General features: G+C 63.4%; 16 protein-coding genes and 1 tRNA gene. 5 read left to right on the top strand and 12 right to left on the bottom strand.

Going from position 1 to position 17,499, the window contains the following annotated elements; all coding sequences use genetic code 11:
- Positions 1-369 precede the first annotated feature (369 nt).
- Positions 370-1,386: a DUF4917 family protein gene (locus J3B00_RS23915; RefSeq protein WP_209873007.1), complete on the bottom strand. Its 1,017-nt coding sequence runs from the start codon at positions 1,384-1,386 to the stop codon at positions 370-372.
- A 110-nt stretch (positions 1,387-1,496) separates the two neighbouring features.
- On the opposite strand from J3B00_RS23915, the gene J3B00_RS23910 reads away from it, so the two are divergent.
- Entirely contained in the window at positions 1,497-2,564 is a 1,068-nt protein-coding gene (locus J3B00_RS23910) for a glycerophosphodiester phosphodiesterase family protein (RefSeq protein ID WP_209873004.1), read from the top strand.
- Positions 2,565-2,963: 399 nt separating this feature from the next.
- On the opposite strand, the gene J3B00_RS23905 is transcribed toward J3B00_RS23910, so the two are convergent.
- The 5 genes from J3B00_RS23905 to J3B00_RS23885 form a co-directional block, all read right to left on the bottom strand.
- A tRNA-Gly gene (locus tag J3B00_RS23905) sits at positions 2,964-3,037 on the bottom strand.
- A gap of 155 nt (positions 3,038-3,192) precedes the next feature.
- Positions 3,193-4,077: an alpha/beta fold hydrolase gene (locus J3B00_RS23900; protein WP_209873001.1), complete on the bottom strand. Its 885-nt coding sequence runs from the start codon at positions 4,075-4,077 to the stop codon at positions 3,193-3,195.
- Between the two features lie 376 nt (positions 4,078-4,453).
- Positions 4,454-5,146, bottom strand: a complete 693-nt coding sequence (locus J3B00_RS23895) for a 16S rRNA pseudouridine(516) synthase (RefSeq protein ID WP_209872998.1) — start codon at positions 5,144-5,146, stop codon at positions 4,454-4,456.
- A gap of 33 nt (positions 5,147-5,179) precedes the next feature.
- Positions 5,180-5,401 (bottom strand): cysteine-rich CWC family protein, encoded by a 222-nt coding sequence (locus J3B00_RS23890; protein ID WP_209872995.1) that lies wholly within the window; start codon positions 5,399-5,401, stop codon positions 5,180-5,182.
- Positions 5,394-6,884: a sensor domain-containing diguanylate cyclase gene (locus J3B00_RS23885; RefSeq protein ID WP_209872992.1), complete on the bottom strand. Its 1,491-nt coding sequence runs from the start codon at positions 6,882-6,884 to the stop codon at positions 5,394-5,396. Before J3B00_RS23885 ends, J3B00_RS23890 begins: the two co-directional genes overlap by 8 nt.
- Before the next feature lie 212 nt (positions 6,885-7,096).
- On the opposite strand from J3B00_RS23885, the gene J3B00_RS23880 reads away from it, so the two are divergent.
- Positions 7,097-7,576 (top strand): hypothetical protein, encoded by a 480-nt coding sequence (locus J3B00_RS23880; RefSeq protein WP_209872989.1) that lies wholly within the window; start codon positions 7,097-7,099, stop codon positions 7,574-7,576.
- 97 nt (positions 7,577-7,673) lie between these two features.
- Here the strand turns inward: J3B00_RS23880 and J3B00_RS23875 are convergent, their stop codons facing one another.
- Positions 7,674-8,783, bottom strand: coding sequence for an enoyl-CoA hydratase/isomerase family protein (locus tag J3B00_RS23875; RefSeq protein WP_209872986.1), 1,110 nt, complete (start codon positions 8,781-8,783; stop codon positions 7,674-7,676).
- A gap of 128 nt (positions 8,784-8,911) precedes the next feature.
- Here J3B00_RS23875 and ung point away from each other — a divergent pair, with 128 nt between their 5' ends.
- Complete coding sequence (ung, locus tag J3B00_RS23870) at positions 8,912-9,604, top strand: uracil-DNA glycosylase (RefSeq protein WP_209872983.1); 693 nt, start codon at positions 8,912-8,914, stop codon at positions 9,602-9,604.
- Positions 9,605-9,739: 135 nt separating this feature from the next.
- On the opposite strand, the gene J3B00_RS23865 is transcribed toward ung, so the two are convergent.
- From J3B00_RS23865 to J3B00_RS23845, 5 genes are all read right to left on the bottom strand, one after another.
- Positions 9,740-10,771 carry an AbrB family transcriptional regulator gene (locus J3B00_RS23865; protein ID WP_209872980.1) on the bottom strand — a complete coding sequence of 344 codons (1,032 nt, stop codon included), beginning with the start codon at positions 10,769-10,771 and terminating at the stop codon, positions 9,740-9,742.
- Positions 10,764-12,278: a tripartite tricarboxylate transporter permease gene (locus J3B00_RS23860; protein ID WP_209872977.1), complete on the bottom strand. Its 1,515-nt coding sequence runs from the start codon at positions 12,276-12,278 to the stop codon at positions 10,764-10,766. The genes J3B00_RS23865 and J3B00_RS23860 overlap by 8 nt, the downstream gene beginning before the upstream one ends.
- A gap of 3 nt (positions 12,279-12,281) precedes the next feature.
- The gene (locus J3B00_RS23855; protein WP_209872974.1) at positions 12,282-12,740 is read right to left on the bottom strand and encodes a tripartite tricarboxylate transporter TctB family protein; all 459 of its coding nucleotides are present in this window, start codon (positions 12,738-12,740) and stop codon (positions 12,282-12,284) included.
- Positions 12,741-12,920: 180 nt separating this feature from the next.
- The gene (locus J3B00_RS23850) at positions 12,921-13,901 is read right to left on the bottom strand and encodes a tripartite tricarboxylate transporter substrate binding protein (RefSeq protein ID WP_209872971.1); all 981 of its coding nucleotides are present in this window, start codon (positions 13,899-13,901) and stop codon (positions 12,921-12,923) included.
- A gap of 37 nt (positions 13,902-13,938) precedes the next feature.
- Positions 13,939-15,228 carry an OprD family porin gene (locus J3B00_RS23845; protein WP_209872967.1) on the bottom strand — a complete coding sequence of 430 codons (1,290 nt, stop codon included), beginning with the start codon at positions 15,226-15,228 and terminating at the stop codon, positions 13,939-13,941.
- Positions 15,229-15,441: 213 nt separating this feature from the next.
- Between J3B00_RS23845 and J3B00_RS23840 the strand changes: the two genes are divergently transcribed.
- Positions 15,442-16,113, top strand: coding sequence for a response regulator (locus J3B00_RS23840; protein ID WP_209872962.1), 672 nt, complete (start codon positions 15,442-15,444; stop codon positions 16,111-16,113).
- The gene (locus J3B00_RS23835) at positions 16,106-17,485 is read left to right on the top strand and encodes a sensor histidine kinase (protein ID WP_209872959.1); all 1,380 of its coding nucleotides are present in this window, start codon (positions 16,106-16,108) and stop codon (positions 17,483-17,485) included. Before J3B00_RS23840 ends, J3B00_RS23835 begins: the two co-directional genes overlap by 8 nt.
- Positions 17,486-17,499 lie beyond the last annotated feature (14 nt).

The raw sequence follows: 17,499 nt of genomic DNA, 5'->3' as shown, positions 1-17,499 counted from the left end.
TAAATAGAAAGCTTGCTGTAGGATGATTCTGTAGTCCACGGCTGTAAGTTGCCTGTTCGTGTAAGAGTCTGGATAGGTGTGGATGTGCTTAAGTTGTTGTTTTTGGAAGGGGGTTTATTTGCGCTTAGCTGTATAGTATCTAAGGCTTGTTTAATTATCATTAGGATAGGGAAGGGGTGATAGGGTTTTATCGGGCACTTCGCCGGCTTGTCTCGCGAAATGGCCGCTATACCTCGCACCTTCCCTCCGAAGAACCGCGTCACACTCACCTTGGCATTGCGCCCTTGGGTGTAAACATTCTCTTCGGCAACTCCGGCCACACCGCTTTATTGAAACATACACATTTACCAGGCTTTCCTGAGCACTTGCTCAGCGCCGCCTGGCAAAGTCCGCAGGCACCTCGATGGCTTGTTCAGGCGCGCCGAGGGGATGAGTGCTGGCGTCGAAGAAATGTAACGGAGTATCGCCAAAGTCGGCGAAACGATGGATGAAGTGTTGCTTCTGATTGATGATTGACGCCTCGTTCAACGGCCGGATGGCGATGGCCAGGTGCGTCGGCCTGGCTTGGCGGATGGCCTCCAGCAGATGCTCATCGCTGGCATCCAGGTGCTGGCCGAACAGGCACAGACCCTGACGTTCATTGGCCAGTTGGCCCAGGCACCAGGTGAGGTAATCGGAGCTGCGGATGGCCCGCAGTTTGTGCTCGCTGCGCTCCTCGTTGATGAACAACGGCACTTCGCCCGGGATGTTCACGGCAAAGCCGTCGAGCAGTTCAGCGTCGTTCGCGCTGCGCTGGCGCGTGCTGCCATCCGGCAACTTCAGCAGGTGCAAGCCGCCGTGCAAATGCATGACCCGAGTGCCGTCGGCCTGGGTGCGGCGCACGTCGAAGAAACCTTCCTCGTCGAACAGCTCGGCGAACCCCTGCGGTGCCTGGCGCATGGCCCAAGGCAGGAGCAGGTCGTAATTGCTGGTGTAGACGCTGCGGTAGCCGCGCAGCGCCTGGTTGATCGCCGTCAGGCAGGTGCTTGGCAGCAGCGGCCAGGGCACGTGCACTTTGCGCACGGCATGGATCAACGCTTCCTTGATCGAGTAGTAGCGGTTGAGCGGCGCAGTGGAATTGATCGCCAGCGCAGCATTGGCCCGCACTGTGGTGTTCAGGGTGCTCAGCGCAGGTTCGAACAGCTCGCTGCCGAGCGCCTTGAACAGCGCCTGGTCACTCACGCCCAGGCCCTTGTTTCGTACCTTCTGCGCCTGCTCGAACAGCGAGAAGTAGCCGAACGGTTTCCACAGCGCGCGACTGGCACCGTTGCCCAGCAGCAGGGCATCGCAGGGGTGGCGCTCATTGAGTGCGGGCCAGGGCGTCAGGTGGGCGTCGAGAGGGGGCATGCGTGGTCCGTAGGGTGGCGGGAAACGCCGCGACTTTAGCATGTCATGCTAAATGTGCTGTATTGCAGGGTGCCTGCAGTGTCCGCCGAACGATCAGACAGGGAGTAATCATGCCGTTCCCCCTCAGCGTGTCAGTCGCAATTCTCTTGTTAAGCTGTACGTTGGCCAACGCCCGCGACGGCCGTACCCTGGCCAAGGCCCAGGGCATCCCCTATTCCGCGGTGATCGCCCACCGTGGCGCCTCGCATGACGCCCCTGAGTCGACCCGGCCGGCGTACTTGCTGGCGCGCGAGCTCGGTGCCGACTACCTCGAGCTGGACCTGCAGCGCACCCGTGATGGTGTGCTGGTGGTGGTGCACGACGACGTGCTGGCGCGCACCAGCAACGTCGCCGAGCGATTCCCCGAGCGCGCTGGCAGCCCGGTGAGTGCCTTTACTCTCGCTGAACTTAAGTCGCTCGACGCTGGCAGTTGGTTCAACCGGGCCTACCCTGAGCGGGCCCGGGCGTCGTTCAAGGGCTTGCCGATACTGACGCTGGACGAGGTGATCGACATTGCCGAAGGCAATCCCGAGCGGCGCCCGGGGTTGTACATCGAGACCAAGATGCCTGGCCAGTTTCCCGGGATAGAGCGCGATCTCGCGGCGCGCCTAAGTGCGCGCGGTTGGTTGGACGTGCCTGGGCGGGTGGTGCTGCAGACATTCGATCGCAACAGTCTGGCCCTGCTGCAGCAGAGCATGCCGAACACACCGAAGATCCTCTTGTTGTGGGTGGGCAAGGGCGCTATCGAGCCTGCCTCGGGGCAATCATTCGCTGAATCGGGCGAGCGTGACAAGGCGGCGTTCTACGCACGTCAGCAGCCGCGCGATCGTGCCGAATTTGAGCGTTGGCTGGGTTACGCCAAGGACGCTGGCGCCATCGGCACTGGGCCTTCGGCGATGCGGAGCACGCTTGGCGAGCAGAGCTATGCCGACCTTGCCCAGCCGTGGATGAACCAGCTCAGCCATGAACGCGGGTTGTTGGTGCATGTGTATACGCTCGATGAACCGGTGGACTTTGCCAAGGCCATACAGGCGGGGGTGGATGGGATTTTCACCAATCGACCTGCGGCGTTGTTGCGGTTTCAGGGGCGGGAAGTGGAAAAGAGCGAGGGGCAGTGGTTGCGTGGGCTTGGTTACTGATCGCTGGAGTTGGAGGGGAATGCTGCGAGGGGTAGCCATCGAAATTTCATCAGGCTTGAGCGCCAAGGGGCTCAAGCCTGGCGCAATCTCAAACCACCTTGAGCGTTCTTGCTCTGAGTGAGCCAGTGCTTTGAGGACATGCTCAAGATCGTTGAAATTGCTCGAAGCAATGCTTGGCCGGCCCGGGCAGCGTGGTGTACGGCACCGGCGTTGCCGGTGTTCGCGGGTCAAGCCAATGTTTGGCACAGCACAGTCAGTGAACACAGTCGCCAGGGAGTGCCTGTAAGCCTGGACAAGCAGAAGGGGGCAGGTCGCAGAAACGAAAAAAGGAGCAAAAGCTCCTTTAGACAGGCGATGACGTTAACGAACGTCATGCGGTGCAGCGATGGGTGCAGAAGTTGGAGCGGGTAGAGGGAATCGAACCCTCGTCGGAAGCTTGGGAAGCTACTGTTCTACCATTAAACTATACCCGCTTTACGCGTACTTCCTTGCTCTGCCAGGCGCCTTGCGCTGCGGCAGCTCGACTTTGTACCAGAACCCTCCCGCGATGAGAAGCCCAGTCACGAAAAATACCTGTCGGCGGCCCGTAGCCTGCGGATAGCAGAAAGGCTACAGGACGCCGATGCGCTCAGATGGCCAGTGCATGGTGCCCCTGCTCATAGTGACTGCGTTGACGGGGCTCGTGACTGGTCGGTTTGAGGAAACCATGCATGACACCGCGCAGGGCTTCACTGGCCGTCTTGTGCTCCATGTCGAGGAAGTGCCCGGCGCCGTTGATTACGCTGAAGTGGCTACGGCGCACATGGTTGCCGAACTGGCGGGCGTCGTCGGCGGTGGTGTACTCGTCACGGTCGCCGTTGATGAACAGCACCGGGATGTCGATGTTGGCCGCCCCCTTCAGCGCCCGCGCCAGGTCATGCTGCAGCACCTGGTTGATGTGGAACAGCATCTGCGCATATTCGTGGCTGTCGAGGCTGCTGACATGGCGATAATTGAAGCGTTTGAACAGCGACGGCAGGTACTTGCCGATGGTGTCGTTGACCAGATTGCCGACCTGATAGCGATCGCAGGAAGCCAGGTACTCGCAGCCGCGCTCGAGGTAGTCGCGCATCGGCTCGTTGATCACCGGCGAGAACGAACTGACGATGGCCTTTTTCACCAACCGTGGCTGGTGCGCCAGCGCCAGCAGGGTGCAGGCACCGCCCCAGGAGAACGACAGCACGTGGTCGGCCTGGAAGTGCTCGATCAGCTCAAGGAGGATATGCGCCTCGGTCTCCTTGGTGAGCAGGCGCTCCTGGCGATTGTGTGGCTTGGACTTGCCGGCATACGGCTGGTCGTACAGGACCACGTTGAATTGCGGGTGCAGACTGCGCACCGTCTGGGCAAACGAAGCCGTGGTCGCCAGCGAGCCGTTGACCAGGATGATTGTTTTCTCGGCGCGGGGCGCGCGATGGAACTCCGTGTAAACCCGATACTGACCTTGGATATCAAGTACAGCGATTTCTGGCCTCATGTCATCGACTCCTGGCGCAAAAAGGGTATTCGCGTCACCTAGGGTGCACGATCTTTATGACAGGTAGGCATACGCCTGAAGAGTAACGGGGGGCCCTGTGTCGATCCTTGGCACACGTGTCGACGGTGTTGTTATGGCGGGCAATTTGCCGTGCCCCGGGGTATCGAGACCCTGGGTGGCCGGCAAAAAGGTGTCTTGGACTGCATGCGTGACTGCTGAGTCACATGCGGACTGACGAATTCGATTCAAGCAGCAGGATGGCGATCCCGCAAGTGCCGTTCGGGGAATCTTGCTAGAAAAACTGCTGGGCGGTCTTATGCGAGCGGCAGGCGGCTATGCAGGGCCAGTGCCGGCCCCATTCGCAGGGCTCGGAGTTTCAGATGCCAGCGATCTCTTCCGCGCTGAGCTGGCGAAACTCACCCGGCGCCAACCCCGGATCCAGCACGATGCTACCCATGCTTTCCCGGTGCAGCCCGATCACCTTGTTCTGGAAAAAGCCGAACATCCGCTTAACCTGGTGATAGCGGCCCTCGACGATTTCCAGCCGCGCCTGGCGCGGGCCGAGAATCTCCAGTCGGGCGGGCAGGGTGGTGAGGTCCTCGAAGGCAAAGTAGAAGCCCTGGTGAAACTTCTCCGGGTAGTGCTCGCCGATCTCGTCCTCGGTCTCGACCCGATAGACCTTGGGCAGCTTGGTGCTCGGTTGGGTCAGGCGTCGCGACCACTGCCCGTCATTGGTCAGGAGCATCAACCCGGTGGTGTTGAAATCGAGCCGCCCGGCAATATGCAGGTCGTCACGCAGGTCAGCAGGCAGCAAGTCGAGCACGGTCCGGTGCTGCGGGTCGTGGGTGGCACTGACGCAGCCGGCCGGCTTGTGCAGCATCAGGTAACGCGGCGCGCGCCCGGCCTGGTGCAGCTGTTCATCGACCTCGACCCGGCTGAACTCGCGGACCTCATGCAATGGCTCAGTCACCACTTGGCCATCCACGCGCACCCGCCGCTGGATCAGCAAGAGGCGCACCTGCTGGCGGTTGTAGCAGGGCAGATTGGCGAGAAAACGATCGAGGCGCATGGCAGTACTGGGGTCGAGTAGAGGCCGCGCAGTCTACCCAATCGGCGCAGGCGGCGCTGCCTTGAGCTGTTCGTCGACAGCGGCACAGCGCGGGCACAGGCAGGCCGTATTGCGTAATTCGGCAGGCAAGGCTTCAAGCACTGCCGGGTCGATGCTCACATCGAAGCACCAGCAGTTTTGTGTGGCGCTGCGCGGATCGGCAAGGCCGCATTGATTGAGGGCGCCGCAGGCGGGGCAGCGCTGGCTGTCAGGCATGGTTGGATCCGGATACATCGCTGCAGACGCGGTTGCGTCCGCCCTGTTTGGCACAATAGAGCACATGGTCGGCGCGGGTCAGTAGCGTGTGCAGGGTGTCATCACGCTGCAGGCTGCTCAAACCGATACTGGTGGTCAGGCGCAGGGGCTGGTCGTTGTAGCTGAAGGTCAGCTGTTCGGTACGCCGGCGGATCTTCTCCGCCACCTCGAAGGCGCTGCGGTCATCGGCTTCGCGCAGCAACACGATGAACTCCTCGCCACCCCAGCGGCAGAGTATATCCGACTGGCGCAGGCTGCCCTGCAGCACATTGGCGAACTGGCGTAACACTTCGTCGCCCGCCAGATGGCCGTGGGTGTCGTTGAGCACCTTGAAGTGGTCGAGGTCGATCAGCAGGGCGACCAACGGCGCGCGTTCACGCTGCGCCTCCTGCAGCGCTTGCCCGGCCAGCAGATCGAAGCTGCGCCGGTTGGGCAGGCCGGTGAGGCTGTCGAGCGTGGCCAGCGACTCAATGCTCTCCTGGTGGCGCTTGACCATCGCATGCAGCAGCGACAGCACGACCAGGGTGATCATGGCGCAGATCGCTAGGTTCAGGTACAGCGAATGGCGGACCCGGTCGAGCGCGCCGTTCTCGCGCTTGTCGACCAGCAGGTACCAGTCCAGTTCGGGGATATGCCGCACATTGAGGAAGTGGCTGTGGCCCTCGCTGTCGTGATATTCGTGACTGCCGGCGCCAGGGGTCGGCATACGCGCCAGCAGTTCCTCGAACGCCCGGCTTTCGGCCAGTTGCTGGCCCGCGCGCAGGCCATGCGGGCCGCCATCCGAGCCGGTCAGCAAGACCTTGCCATTGGCATCGCTGAATAGCACCGAGCGCTGGTAGCGGCGTTGATAGTCGTCGATCAACTTGACCACCGACTCTACGCTCAGGCCGACCCCGGCGGCGCCGATGAAGCGCTGCTGGTAGTCGAGCACTCGGTAGTTGATGAATACAGTGAGCTTGTCCTGGTTGGCCATGTCCAGGTCGACGTTGATCTCGTAGGGCGTCTTCAACTCGCGCACGCGGTAATACCAGGCATCGCGCCAAGTGCCGGGCTTGAGCTGCTTGAGTACGCCTTTGGCCTGGTAGTAGGTGAGGCTGCGCTCGGAGACGAAGAACGCGGTGCAGGTGCCCTGTTGCTCCATCACCTCGCCCAGGTAGCGGGTGATGCGTTGCGGGTCCTGTTCACCGGCAATCACCCAATCGCGCAGGAAGGTGTCCTGGGCCATCATCGAGGAGATCAGCACCGGGCGGATCAGGTCCTTCTGGATCTCCGAATAGACCGTGTCGGAGGTCAGTGGCAGCTCGGTATTGACGATGCCATCGCGGATTGCGCTACGCGAGGCGAAGTAGCCGAGCAGGGAAGTGGCGAGGAAGCCGCAGGCCAGCAGGATCAGCAGGGCAAGGATCAGCGAACGCTGCGAGAACAGGGCGGAACGTGACGGCATGATCTTCCCATGATGTGTGCCAGTGGCGCCATTCTAGTGAGATGACCGGAAAATGACCGCATGTTTTTCAGGCTTGCCTGACTTGTTTCAATTTATTGCGTGAAGGGCACTGGATCTTGGTGCAGCGGTCTTAATCAGTGTCGATCAACGCTTGCCGATCGACGCTTGCCAGCGCCGCTGTGTCGAGCACTCCAGCGGTCCAGGAGGCCGCCATGTCCCTTCGAATTGTGCTGATCGTATTGCTGGTGGGGATGACCAGCGCCTGTGCCCCCTATCATGGAAGCGGCGGCTACTATCGCACGGAAGTCTACAGCGCCGATCGCTATGCCTATCCTGGTTATCAACGCTACGACCGGGGCTATTACGTGGCGCCGCAGCCGCGCTATTACTATCAGCCGGCACCGCGTTATTACCAGCCGGCGCCACGTTACTACCGTCCTGCTCCCGCGCCGCATTACCGGCCTTATCCGCAGCCGCGGGTGAAGCAGTGGCATGGCAACCCGCGCAATGATTACGGCAATCGCCAGCGTCATGACTACGGGCGTGACCGTGATCGGCATGACTATCGCAATGACAACCGCGGCTCGCAGGGTGATCGCTGGCAGTCCAATCGCCGCGGTGACGGGGACCGCGGTGAGCGTCGTCATCAGGGTGGGCAAGGTGGGCGAGGGGAGCGCAACTGGCACCGTTGAGTCCGCAGGGGGGGCGCTTTGCGCCCCTTTCGCGACACAAGGCCGCTCCCACAGGGTAACGCGGCGGGTTCAAGGGCTTTGTTCTGCGCGGGCTTGGCTAACGCTGCAGATCGGCCAACGGATGGCGCCCTTCCCAGACCTTGACGAAGTGAGCCTCCACCACCGCAGTTGGCACCTGGTCCACATCCGGCCAATGCCAGCGTGGTTGGTTGTCCTTGTCCAGCAGGCGCGCCCTGACCCCTTCGCTGAACTCTGGGTGGCGACAGCAGTTCAAGCTCATCGCGTATTCCATCTGGAACACCTGCAACAGCGACAGATGGCGCGCCCGCTGCAACTGCTCCCAGATCAGGTGCGCCGTGAGCGGGCATCCCTCATGCAGGCGTTGCCCGGCGGCCGCCAGCAGGGGGTCGGCATGCCGTTGCAAGCCTGCGACGGCCCTCCAGGCGGCCACCGGATCCGCCACGTCGAGCAGTTCATCAATCAGCGCCCGGCGCGGTAACCACTGCGCTTCGGGCAGCTCGGCGCAGGCTCGGTGCTGTTCACACTTGAGCAGGCTGTTCAGTTGCAGGGTGGTCTGTTCTTGCCAGTTCAGTTGTAGCAGTTCGTCAATCAGCGCTTCCTGCTGCTGTTCGCCAAAAAAACGGTCAGCCAGGCCCAGGTCCAGCGCGTCGCGAGCGTTGATCGGTGCGCCGGTCAGGCCGAGAAACAGGCCCAGCTTGCCGGGCAGGCGGCTGAGAAACCAACTGGCGCCGACATCGGGATACAAGCCGATACTGATCTCCGGCATGGCCAGCCGGCTGCTCGGCGTGACGATGCGTATGCCTGCGCCCTGCAGCAGGCCCAGGCCGCCGCCCAGTACATGGCCATGGCCCCAGCACAACAACGGTTTGGGGTAGGTGTGCAGGCGGTAATCGAGCTGATACTCCGCAGCGAAAAAATTCGCGGCCAAGGCTGGCACGCTGCCTGGCTGCTCGCGGCAGGCATTGACCAGCGCCCGCACATCGCCCCCGGCACAGAAGGCCTTGGCGCCATTGCCGCGCAGCAGCACGCAGACGATGCCGGGGTCGCTGGCCCAGCCGCGCAGTTGCTCGTCGAGCGCTTCGATCATGTTCAGGCTCAGCGCGTTGAGCGCCTTGGGTGCATCCAGGCTGGCGATGCCGATGCGGGCGCCGTCGACGCCGGTGAGTACCTCGCAGACAATGGACATGGACTACCTCGCACAAGTCATCCAACCAGTATGGCTTGCTCTGGCCAAGCTGCCGGTCGTCGGTCGGATCGATTGACAAGCCCAGGCAGCTTTCCTAGTGTCGCGCCCCTTGGCTTTAGGAACGCTCCATGACCGACGACGACCGCATCAAGCTCGAACCCAGCTGGAAGGAAGCGCTGCGCGCCGAATTCGACCAGCCCTACATGCACCAACTGCGTGAATTCCTGCGGCAGGAGCACGCGGCTGGCAAGGAAATCTATCCGCCGGGGCCGTTGATCTTCAACGCGCTCAACACCACCCCGCTGGACCAGGTCAAGGTGGTTATCCTCGGCCAGGATCCGTATCACGGCCCGGGCCAGGCGCATGGTCTGTGTTTTTCGGTGCAGCCGGGTACCCCGACGCCGCCGTCGCTGGTCAACATCTACAAGGAGCTGCAGCGTGATCTGAACCTGCCGATCCCCAGCCATGGTTATCTGCAGAGCTGGGCCGAGCAGGGGGTGTTGTTGCTCAACACGACCATGACCGTAGAGCGCGCCAATGCCGCGTCGCATGCCAAGAAGGGCTGGGAGTTCTTCACTGACCGGATCATCCAGCTGGTCAGCGAGCAGTGCCCGAACGTGGTGTTCCTGCTGTGGGGCGCGCATGCGCAGAGCAAGCAGAAGCTGATCGACGGGACCAAGCACCTGGTGCTCAAGTCGGTGCATCCGTCGCCGTTGTCGGCCTATCGCGGGTTCTTTGGCTGTGGGCATTTCAGCCAGGCCAATCGCTTCCTTGAGCAGCGTGGGCTGAAGCCGATCGAGTGGGCGTTGCCGGCGCTGTGAGCCCAGGTCGGTGTCGCGGCTTTCGCGGGGCAAGCCCGCTCCTACAGGGTTTGTGTCGTCCATAACCCATGTGATCGACTCAGATCCTGTAGGCGCGGGCTTGCCCCGCGAAAGCCGCGACGCCGATCTTGAACCTCAGCCCGCCCGTGCATTCCAGCGGCGGAACAACGGCTCGGCCAAAAACAGCACCAACAGCAAGCGCATCACCTGCATTGCCGTGACCAAGGGCACCGACAACTGCAAGGTTTCTGCGGTCAGGCTCATCTCGGCGATGCCTCCGGGCATCATGCCCAGGGTCAATGAGCGCAGGTCGAGCTGGCTCAGGCTGCTCAGTGCCCACGCAGCACTGGCGGCAATCAGCATGGCCAAAAAAGTGGCCAGCAACGTGCGGCCGAGAAACGACGGCGCGCGGCGAAAGAACGCCCGGTTGAAGTGGCAGGCCAGCCCGCTGCCGATCAGCCACTGGCCGATCTGGCTGGCGCCATCGGGCAAGGCGATCTGCAGATCGCCAGCCAGGCTCACCGCAGCCGTTACCAGTAACGGCCCGAACAACCACGGATTGGGCTGGCGCAAACGCTGCCAGCCTAATGCAAACAGGATCGCCAATGGCGCGATCAGTGCCAGCCAGCCCCAGCTGACATGGCTGGCATGACTCACCGGCACGCCATCGCCCACCAGCAGCTTGAACAGTGCCGGCACACATAACACCACCGCCAGCACGCGCAGACTCTGCGCTGCCGCCACCTGGCTGAGCACGGCGCCATTGCGCGCACCGAGGTTGACCATCTCCCCCGAACCGCCCGGCATGCTGGCGAAGAATGCCGTCGCCCGGTCCTCACCAGTGCGTCGCAGCAACCACACGCCGAGCACGCTGGACACCGTGGTGAACAGCGCGCCGAACACGATCAGGCTGAAATGCCCGGCGACCTGCTCGATCACCGCCGGGGTGAAGTGCAGGCCGATGCCGACGCCAATGATCCACTGCCCGCATTTGCGGCCATTGGGGATCTCGCTCAACTGCCAAGGCGTCAGGCAGCGCACCAGGATGATCGCCAGCAACGAGCCGACCATCCACGGCAAAGGCCAGCCGACCTTGCTGGCGAGAAACCCGCCAGCAAGGCCGACCAGCCCGGTAGCCCAGTACAGCGGCAACGACCGATCAGGCATCGGCCATGGCTCGGCGTTGCTGGCTGCGGCGGCGCCAGATGCGCAGCAGCGGCAGGCTCAGCATGCACAGGGTCAGCGCCCACACGCCCATGCTGATCGGGCTCGACCAGAGGATGCCCAGCTCACCGTTGGAGATCGACAGGGCACGGCGCAGGTTCTGCTCCATCAGCCCGCCGAGAATGAAGCCCAGCAGGATCGGCGACAGCGGGAAGTCCAGCTTGCGCAGGATGTAGCCCATGATGCCGATGCCGACCATCAGGAACAGGTCGAAGGTGGTCGCATGCACGGCGTATACGCCGATCCCGGTGATGATGGCGATTACCGGCACCAGTGCCCAGTTCGGCACGGCCAGGATGCGGGTGAAGATGCGGATCATCGGGATGTTGAGGATCACCAGCATGATGTTGGCGATGAACAACGACGCGATCAGGCCCCAGACGATGTCCGGTTGCTGTTCGAAGAGCATTGGCCCCGGTGTGATGTTGTACAGGGTCAGCGCGCCGATCATCACCGCCGTGGTGCCCGAGCCGGGTACGCCGAGGGTCAGCATGGGTACCAGGGCACCGCAGCACGAGGCGCCGATGGCGGTTTCTGGCGCGGCCAGGCCACGTGGGTCGCCCTTGCCGAAATTGCCCTTGTCGCCGGCCATGCGCTTCTCGGTCATGTACGCCACGGCGCTGGCCAGGGTCGCACCGGCGCCTGGCAGCACGCCCATGATGAAGCCAAGCAGGCCGCAGCGGATATTCACCGCAAACACCGAGGCGGCTTCCTTGAAGTTGAACAGCATGCGCCCGGTGGCCTTGACCGCCTGATGACCGTGATGGGTCTTCTCCAGCAGCAGGAGGATCTCGCTGATCGAGAACAGCCCCAGCACCAGCACCACGAACTGGATGCCGTCGGCCAGGTGCACGCTGTCACCGGTAAAGCGGTATACGCCGCTGTTGGCGTCGATACCGACCGCCGACAGGAACAGCCCGATCAGCGCGGCAATAAACGTCTTCAGTGGCTTGTCACCGGCCATGCCGCCTAGGGCGACGATGGCGAACACCATCAGCACGAAGTATTCCGCCGGGCCAAAGGCGATGGCCCATTTCGCCAGCAGCGGGGCGAACAGCACCATGCCGCAGGTAGCGATGAACGCACCGATGAACGAGCTCCACGCCGACAGCGACAACGCCACCCCGGCCAGGCCCTGGCGGGCCATCGGGTAACCGTCGAGGGTGGTCATCACGGTGGAGGCTTCGCCGGGGATGTTGAGCAGGATCGAGCTGATCCGCCCGCCGTATTCGCAGCCCAGGTACACCGCGGCCAGCAGGATCAGCGCCGACTCCGGCGGCAGGCCCAGGGCGAAGGCAATCGGGATCAGCAGCGCCACGCCGTTGATCGGGCCCAGGCCCGGCAGCAGGCCGACCACGGTACCGATCAGTGTGCCGCAGAGGGCGGTGACCAGGTTGTACGGGCTCAGGGCGACGCCGAAGCCTTGGCCCAGGTAGCTCAAGGTATCCATCTGTCAGTTCTCCAGAACGGCCAGCAGGCCGAGGGGCAGGGGCACGTCCATCACGCGGTCGAACAGCCAGTAGAGGAACAGGCTCATCGCGACCACGACGATCGCGCTGTGCACCCAGCGGCCGCCGTACAGGCGGGCCATCGGCACACCGACGAGGATCGCGCTGAGGACGAAGCCCAGGCTCTCGAAGGTGGCCGCGAAGACGATCAGCAGGCCGACACAGGCAGCGATCTTGATCAGGGTTTCACGGTCCAGCGCTGGCTCGTCATCCTTGCGCACGATCGGCGTGGGGCGGATGGCCAGGTAGAGCAGGCCCAGGCCCATCAGGCCGAGCATCAGCAGGGGATAGGCGCGCGGGCCTACCGGTTCATAGGAAAACGCGGCCTGGTAGGGCCAGGCCATCACGGCCAGGGCGGCGCAGACCGCCAACAGGACGAGGGCGAACAGGCGTTGCAGGATCATCGGGGAATCCTCGGGGCGAGTGTCCGGGCACAGCGCTGACCTGTGGGGGACGTTATCGTGAGATCACAGGTTCAGCGCTTATCTTCAGAGCAGCGCGGTCCCGGTAGGAGCGGGCTTGCCCGCGATGGGTTGCAAAGCAGCCCCACGCGTTCAGCGCGCCCCCCACGAAACCAGCCGGACTTACTGAATCAGGCCAAATTCCCGGGCCAGTGCCTTGTAGTCGGCGACCTGTTTCTTCACGTAGCCGTCCAGCTCTTCACCGGTCATGGCGAATGGGAACAGCTCGCGCTGGTCACGCAACTTGGCGAACTCTTCCGATTTCAGCAGCTTGTCGAAGGCGTCCTTCCACCAGGCGTAGTCCTCGTCGCTGACCTTCGGCCCCAGGTAGAAGCCGCGCACCACCGGCCAGACGATGTCGTAGCCCTGCTCCTTGGCGGTAGGGATGTCTTTCATCTCCGGCTCGTCCAGGCGATTCTCGGAGAACACCGCAAGGATGCGCATGTTGCCGCTCTGAATGTGCGGCATGGAGTCGGAAATATCGGTCGAGCCGACCTGGATATGCCCGCCAAGCAACGCCGTGGCGATCTCGCCGCCGCCTTCCAGGGCGACATAGCGCAGGTCACGCGGGTTGATCCCGGCGGCCTTGGCGATCAGCGCGGTCTGCATCCAGTCCTGGCTGCCAACGGTGCCGCCCGAGCCGATCACCACTTTGCTCGGGTCTTTCTTCAAGGCCGCGACCAGGTCAGCCAGGTTCTTGTAGGGCGAATCGTTTTTCACTGCGATTGCGCCGTAGCTGGTGCCCACCGCCGCCAGCCATTTCACCGCGTTCTCGTCGAAGCGACCGAACTTGCCTTGGGCAAGGTTGAGTAGCGAGCCGCTGGACCACGCCACCAGCGTGCCGGCATCGCCCGGACGCTGGGCAACCACGGCGTTGTAGGCAACCGCGCCGACGCCACCGGGCATGTAGGTCACACGCATGGGCTTGCTGAGGATCTTCTCGTTGACCAGGGCGCTTTGCACCAGCTTGCAGGTCAGGTCGAAACCACCGCCGGGCGAGGCCGGGGCGATGCATTCAGGGCGTTTCGGTTCGGCGGCCAGGGCATTGCCGGCCAACAGCAGGCAACCGGTAGCGAGAACGAGGCGGCGCAGTGAAAGGTTCATCGTCTATCTCCGTGAGCATTGTTGTTGTTTTTTTGGGTTACCACAGCGCCACGCTGTAGCTCACCAGCAGCCGCACTTCGTCGGCGTCGCGGGCAAAATTGGAGCGGAAGGTGGCGTTACGCAGGCGCACGGCGACGTTTTTCAACGGGCCGCTTTGTACCACGTACTTGAACTCGGTGTTGCGTTCCCACTCTTTGCCTTCGCTGCCATCGGCGCGGCTGACGTTGTCGCCGCTGAGGTAGCGGGTCATGAAGGTCAGGCCGGGGATTCCCAGCGAGGCAAAGTTGTAGTCGTAACGCAGCTGCCAGGAGTGCTCGTCGGCGCCGGCGAAGTCGTTGATCTGGACGAAGTTGACCAGGTACGGGTCGGCGCCATCGACGTAGGGGAAGGCGCTGTCGCCGGACAGGTGCTGGTAGGCGCCACTGACCTTGTGCCCGCCCAGGGCATAGCTGAGCATGCCGTTGGCAGTGGTGTTGTCGATCTTGCCGGCGCGGGCCTGGCCCTGGTCATCGCTGATCGCCAGGCGCAGGTCAGCGCCCAAGGTACCCGGCCCCCACGGTTGGGTAGCGACCATACCGACGAAATGCTGGCGGTAGATATCGTCGAGCTGGGCAACGTGGTAGCTGCCGGTAATACGGTCGGTGAATGTGTAGTCGAGGCCGGCCAGGTCATAGTTGTCGGCGGCGAAGCTGCCCCCGAAACGGCCGTTCTTGTTGTTGAGGGCGATGTCTTCCCAGTTGGTGTCGTTGCGGTCCTTGGCTTTCTCCAGGCGCCCGCCGGTCACGGTCAGGTTGCTGATCTCGTTCGAGGTGAGCAGGCCGCCCTGGAAAGTCTGCGGCAGGATGCGGCCATCGTTGGGCTGCAGGGTGGGCAGTTCGGGGATCAGCGAGCCGACCTTGAGCTCGGTCTTGGAGATCTTGATCTTGCCGGTCAGGCCCAGCTTGGAGTACTCGTCGGCAGCCTTGCCGTCGTCATGGGTCGGCAGCAGGCCGGTGTCGGTGCGGTCGGCGCTGGAGTCGAGCTTGACCCCAAGCATGCCCAGCGCGTCCAGGCCAAAGCCTACGGTACCGTCGGTGTAGCCGGACTCGAAGTTGAGCATGAAGCCCTGGGCCCATTCGTCGCGCTTGGACTGCTGGCTGCTGGTGCCATCGCGAAAATCGCGATTGAAGTACATGTTGCGCGTTTCGAAGGTGGCCGTGCTGTCTTCAAAGAAGGCGGCCTGGCTGACGGGGGCGACGCCGGCAAGCGCAAGGGCGCTGGCGATGGCAGTGGGGCGTGGGCGAAGGGAACGGGTAGGCGCGAACGCCTGCGGCTGTATTGACAGCATCGTCGAGTGACTCCGTTTATTGTTCTTATTCGATTGCACCTTGCTGGTGCTTTTTTTCGGCGCGTAGAGCAACCGTGGTGCGATGCTAGGCAACCAACCTTTCGCTAACCTTTCAGCGGCAAAGGATTGTCGCGGGGACTTCACAGACCCTCCGACGGCGGTACACTTCGCGCCAATCCTCCGCGCCCCTCACTGTCTACTAGGGAGAAATCGATGCGCGTGCTGCTGGTCGAAGACCACCTGCAACTGGCCGAAAGCGTCGCCCAGGCCCTCAAGAGCCACGGCCTGACCGTGGACGTGCTGCATGATGGCATCGCCGCCGACCTGGCCCTGACCAGCGAGGAATATGCGGTCGCCGTGCTCGACGTCGGCCTGCCGCGGATGGACGGCTTTGAAGTGCTGGCGCGCCTGCGCAGCCGCGGCAAGACCCTGCCGGTGCTGATGCTGACCGCGCGCAGTGACGTCAAGGACCGGGTCCATGGCCTCAACCTGGGCGCCGACGACTACCTGGCCAAGCCGTTCGAACTGACCGAACTGGAGGCGCGGGTCAAGGCCCTGTTGCGCCGCAGTGTGCTCGGCGGCGAGCGCCAGCAGCGCTGTGGGCCGCTGGTCTACGATCTCGATACCCGGCGGTTTTCCCTGGGCGAAGAGCACCTGACGCTGACCTCGCGTGAGCAAAGCGTGCTCGAGGCGTTGATCGCCCGCCCCGGACGGGTCATGAGCAAGGAGCAACTCGCCGCCCAGGTGTTCGGCCTTGACGAGGAGGCGAGCCCCGACGCCATCGAGATCTACGTCCACCGCTTGCGCAAGAAGCTCGACGGGCATCCGGTTGCCATCGTCACCTTCCGCGGGCTGGGCTACCTGCTGGAACACCGCGATGCGTGACAGCGGCAGTTTGCGTGGGCGCTTGCTCGGCAATCTGGCCTTGCTGCTGGTGGTGCTGATGCTGGCCAGTGGCCTGAGCGCCTACTGGAACGGCCGCGAGGCAGCGGATACCGCCTATGACCGAACCCTGCTGGCCTCGGCGCGGACCATTGCCGCAGGCTTGTCCCAACGCGACGGTACCCTGAGTGCCGATGTGCCCTATGTGGCGTTGGATACCTTCGCCTACGACAGCGCGGGACGCATCTACTACCAGGTACTGGATATTCACCAGCGGTTGATTTCCGGCTATGAGAACTTGCCGCCACCGCCCGTGGGTACCCCCCGAACCGATGATTATCCGGCGCTGGCGCGGTTCTACAACGCCAGTTATCTGGGCCAGGACGTGCGCGTGGTCAGCCTGCTCAAGCCGGTTAGCGAGCCGAACATGAATGGCATGGCCGAGATTCGCGTGGCCGAAACCGAGGAGGCGCGGGTGAGCATGGCCCGAGGGCTGATGGCCGACACGCTGTTGCGCCTGGGTATGCTGGCGCTGGGGGCGCTGGTGATGGTCGGCTTTGCCGTGAGCGCTGCCCTGCGCCCGCTGGAGCGTCTACGTACGGCGGTGGAGGAGCGCCAGCCGGACGACCTGCGGGCCTTGCCGGTGGTTCAGGTGCAGCGCGAGCTGGGGCCGCTGGTGCGCGCGCTCAATCACTTCACCGAGCGTTTACGCGGACAGTTCGAGCGCCAGGCGCAGTTCATCGCCGATGCCGCCCATGAGTTGCGCACGCCGTTGGCCGCGCTCAAGGCCCGGGTCGAGCTGGGCTTGCGTTCGCACGAGCCGCAGGAATGGCGGCAGACCTTGGAATCGGCTGCGCAAGGCACTGATCGCCTGACCCACCTGGCCAACCAGTTACTGTCGCTGGCGCGGGTGGAGAACGGCGCCCGGGCGATTGCCGAAGGCGGGGCGCAGCGCCTGGACCTCAGCCAGTTGGCGCGCGAGCTGGGCATGGCCATGGCACCCCTGGCGCACGCCCGCGGTGTGTCATTGGCGCTTGAGGCGCAGGCGCCGGTGTGGCTCAAGGGGGAGCCGACCTTGCTCAACGAACTGCTTAGCAACCTGGTGGATAACGCTCTGGCCCACACCCCGGCGGGCGGCAATGTGATCCTGCGCGTGCTTGCCCCGGCGGTGCTCGAGGTGGAAGACGATGGCCCGGGGATTCCTGCCGAGGAGCGTGAGCGGGTGTTCGAACGCTTCTACCGGCGCAGTGCCCAGGGCACCGGCTTGGGCCTGGCGATCGTTGGCGAGATCTGCCGGGCGCACCTGGCCCAGATCAGCCTGCATGATGGCGAGAATGGTGGGTTGAAGGTGCGCGTCAGCTTCATCGCTGATTAAACCAACGGGGGGCG

This window comes from Pseudomonas sp. BP8, from assembly GCF_017875955.1.
Classification (GTDB): Bacteria; Pseudomonadota; Gammaproteobacteria; order Pseudomonadales; family Pseudomonadaceae; genus Aquipseudomonas.
This window is presented reverse-complemented; position numbering and strand designations above follow the sequence as displayed.